This is a genomic window from Piscirickettsia salmonis LF-89 = ATCC VR-1361 (assembly GCF_000297215.2).
Lineage (GTDB): Bacteria > Pseudomonadota > Gammaproteobacteria > Piscirickettsiales > Piscirickettsiaceae > Piscirickettsia > Piscirickettsia salmonis.
In genome coordinates this window covers 1-3,999 of record NZ_AMFF02000060.1, presented here as the reverse complement: position 1 = coordinate 3,999, position 3,999 = coordinate 1, and the positions used below count along the sequence as shown (strand labels likewise).

The window sequence follows — 3,999 nt, the reverse complement described above, 5'->3', positions numbered from 1 at the left end:
GCCACTCTGCCATCCGGCCATCAACGCAGGATTGCTTACCTACACTTAAGTCATACCACTTTGATATGCCTCAACAAATCTGGAATGAATTATATAGACTACATGGAATAAGTCAAGTCCGACCAGGCGGATTTTATATAGATAACCATTGAATATAACGTCAGCGCGGCTGCAACATACATTAATGCCACACCAAACCAAATCGGCCAATCCCACACTTGCCAACCTTGAGCCGGTGCTTTTTGAACGAGCAATACCAATAATGCAATCATTTGAGCGACTGTTTTGACTTTACCTATATGAGAGACTTTCACTGCTGCACGCTTACCAAGTTCTGCCATCCATTCACGCAAAGCGGACACTAAAATCTCTCGACACATAATCACCGCTGCAGGCAGTGCAAACCATGCTGACGCAAACGTACTGACTAAGAGTACCAAGGCCACGGCAACAATCAGCTTGTCTGCCACTGGATCTAAAAATGCACCAAAAGCTGAGGTTTGATTCCAACGCCTGGCTAAAAAGCCATCCAACCAATCTGTCACCGCAGCAACCGCAAAAATAATCGCCGTCGCTAATGGTGCCCAGGTAAAAGGCAAATAATAAATCAGTATGAAAACAGGGATTAACACCATACGTAATAATGTTAAAATATTTGGCAGTCGCATCCGCATCATTCTCACCTTCTTACTCACTCCTAAACCTTATCTTTTAGTGCTTGGACAATACGTTGTGCCAAAGCATCGCCTATGCCATCAATTCGCGCAATGTCTTCAACCCGTGCTTGTTTTAACTCTTGTAAACCACCAAAACTATGCAGTAATGTCTTGCGGCGCTTTGGCCCGACCCCGGCAATACTTTCTATTACAGAGGTGATCTTACCACGTTTTGCACGATGTCCTTCAATTGCAAATCGATGCGCCTCATCGCGCACCCGTTGTAAGAAATGCAATGCTGCACTATCTGCTGATAAAACACGTGCTTCACCCCCATATAAGTGCAATACTTCAAGTCCCGGGCGACGTCCAGGACCTTTACTGATAGCAAGCACCTGCGCAGTCAAATTTAATGCGTTCAGTGCTGTCACAACTGCATTAAACTGCCCACGCCCGCCATCAATCAATAATAAGCATGTATCAAGCTCATACTGAGTTATTTTTTGGTAGCGCCTCAATATACTATTAGCAAGCGCAGCATAATCATCACCTGGCTTTACTCCTGCTATATTAAAACGCCGATACTCTTTCTTCAATGGCCCATCACAATTAAATACCACACATGATGCCACCGTCGCCTGCCCCATGGTATGGCTCACATCGAAACACTCAATCCGACTAATTGCTTCAGACAAGCCCAGCTCAGCCAAACATTCAGTAAATCCATGCTGATAATGCGTATTTTTTGCTAGATGTGTTTTAAGCGCCTGTAGGCCATTGTGGCTTGCTAAAGCCAACCACTTTTTCGCAAGTCCACGCCCTTGCGCACGAATTTTTACCTGACGTCCGCGCTGTTCAGTTAAAATTGTCTCAATATGTTGTTGATTCGCTAAAGGCTGCTCTATACAAATTTGCGCAGGCAACTCTCGAGCAGATCCGAGATACCACTGCACTAAAAATAACTCTAATAATTCATGACGTTCAAAGTCCAAGTCAAACTTTGAAAATATACTTTTATGGCCTAGTAAACAGCCCTCACGCAACATCATCAACTGAATACACAACACACCCTGATCTAATAATAAAACAATAACATCAACACTTTTAGCCTGTTCAAAAACCACCGCCTGTTGCTGCATTGTTCTACGCAAATGGGTAATTTGATCGCGCAATTGTGCAGCCTTTTCAAAGGCTAATTGCTCTGAAGCACTGTCCATCTCACTCGCCAGCCGATCGATTAAAGCCTGGCTTTTCCCCTGCAAAAACAATCGAGTATGACTCACATTAAGCTGGTAATCTTCCACACTCACCCAGCCCACACAAGGCGCAGTACAACGACCAATTTGATGTTGTAAACAAGGCCGTGAACGATTTTTAAAAGCAGACTCCTCACAAGAGCGCAGTTTAAACGTTTTTTGTAAAAGGTTAAGTGCTGCTTTTGCCGCTCCTGCATCAGGATAAGGACCAAAATACTCACCCGCCTGCCGTTTACCCCCACGCTGATAGGTTAAACTAGGAAAATCACCCACACTTAGTACCAAATATGGATAACTTTTATCATCACGCAATAAAATATTATAACGAGGCTTTAAGGTTTTAATTAAAGAGCATTCAAGCAACAACGCTTCTTTTTCAGTATCAGTCACAATGATTTCAACACTTGTAACTTGGCTTACTAAACGCTCTGTTTTGACTGAAGCATGATTTTTTTGAAAATAAGAACTAAGGCGCTTTTTCAAGCTTTTTGCTTTACCCACATAAATAACGTTCGCCTGCCTATCTATCATCTGATAGACTCCGGGCAAATCAGGAACGGTCATTAAAAATGCTGCTGCATCAAACCCCATGCACGTGTAGTAAAATAATCAATTAAGAGGCTAAACTGGAACAGATGGATCTAGCATACCATGACGAATCGCTAAATGTGTTAACTCAACATCACTGTTTACATTTAACTTCTCAAATAAACGGTAGCGATAACTATTGACAGTTTTTGGACTTAAGCAGAGCTGATCAGAAATTTCTTGAACCTTCTGGCCACTGGTAATCATAATCATCACTTGCATCTCTCGCTCAGACAGTTGATCAAATGGTGTATCATCATCGGTTAAGTGCTTTAAAGCAAGCTGCTGCGCAACATCAGGACTAATATAACGTTGGCCGACATGCACTTTACGAATCGCTCGCACCATCTCATCAATATTTGTTCCCTTGGTGATATAACCTGCAGCACCTGCTTGCAAAACACGTGAAGGATAAGGTTCTCCACCATAAACTGTTACCGCTAAAACTTGAATATCCTGATCAATGCGTAATAAGCGGCGAGTCGCTTCCAAGCCGCCCATGCCCGGCATATTTACATCCATCAATACAACATCCGGTCGACTTTGGCGAATAAACTGCAATGCTTCTTCACCACTTTCTGCCTCACCGATAACTTCAATCCCTTGTACATCAGATAATAAACGCTTAATACCCACACGAATCAATTCATGATCATCAACAATGAGGACTTTAATCAAAAGAATGGCTCCTACACGCAATGCGACTGTGTAACTGTTTACAAATCATAACACTATAATAGCCTCAGCGGAAACAGAAAGTCTTATTAAACAAGCCTCGCCACTGAGTTAAGCTAAGGATTTACCTAACTATTTTCAAGAAGAATATCAACGGGGTCATCTCACACGGTGATTCTTTATAAAAAAGTCGGCATCTGCCGACTTTCAACTCATTTTTAATTAATGTTTAACTAAAATACGTGAGTTCGATATAACTCAGCTGGTCAATAGATTACGCTGGATATTAAGCGATGGCTTCTTCTCCTGAAGACAGTAGGCTGCTAATCCAGCAAGAATATTGACCATAAAGTTGTTGACACTACGATGCCTAGAGTGCTCGATTTGTGAGATGTTTTTAAGTTGATCAAATACACTTTCAATAATTCCACGTTTTCTGAGTAAAATTTTATCGATGATAGGCATGAGCCTATTTTTCATATTCTTGCGAATTTTATTGATTAATTGCAGTCCTTTTTCATAAAGCCTGTTAAATAAATCTTGTGAAATGTAACCTTTATCACCAATAATCTTACCTGTCAGACCTTGAGCAATTTCAGGTAATACAACGCGATCATCCGTTGTTGCCTGACTGAGTTTAAAGGCCATCAACTCCCCCATATCATTTACAATTAGATGAAGCTTAAAGCCATAGAACCAGCCCATCGTTGAACCACATTTTTTAGCCAGTCCTTTAAAGACTCTATTTTGATGACTGCGTTTATGATGACAGACTCGTAGTACGGTTGAATCAACAAAATAGATTCCCGTAGGTGTTTTTCTTT

The 3,999-nt window shown here is 41.6% G+C and carries 4 protein-coding genes; all 4 read right to left on the bottom strand.

The window, feature by feature from the left end:
• Nucleotides 1–98: 98 nt before the first annotated feature.
• The gene (gene pgsA / locus C200_RS06450) at nucleotides 99–674 is read right to left on the bottom strand and encodes a CDP-diacylglycerol--glycerol-3-phosphate 3-phosphatidyltransferase (RefSeq protein ID WP_016211684.1); all 576 of its coding nucleotides are present in this window, start codon (nucleotides 672–674) and stop codon (nucleotides 99–101) included.
• A 23-nt stretch (nucleotides 675–697) separates the two neighbouring features.
• Nucleotides 698–2,503, bottom strand: a complete 1,806-nt coding sequence (gene uvrC / locus C200_RS06445; protein WP_016211685.1) for an excinuclease ABC subunit UvrC — start codon at nucleotides 2,501–2,503, stop codon at nucleotides 698–700.
• Nucleotides 2,504–2,533: 30 nt separating this feature from the next.
• Nucleotides 2,534–3,178 carry a UvrY/SirA/GacA family response regulator transcription factor gene (gene uvrY / locus C200_RS06440; protein WP_016211687.1) on the bottom strand — a complete coding sequence of 215 codons (645 nt, stop codon included), beginning with the start codon at nucleotides 3,176–3,178 and terminating at the stop codon, nucleotides 2,534–2,536.
• Nucleotides 3,179–3,433: 255 nt separating this feature from the next.
• The coding region (locus tag C200_RS06435) for an IS982 family transposase (protein ID WP_033923712.1) at nucleotides 3,434–3,999 on the bottom strand (566 nt) is incomplete at its 5' end.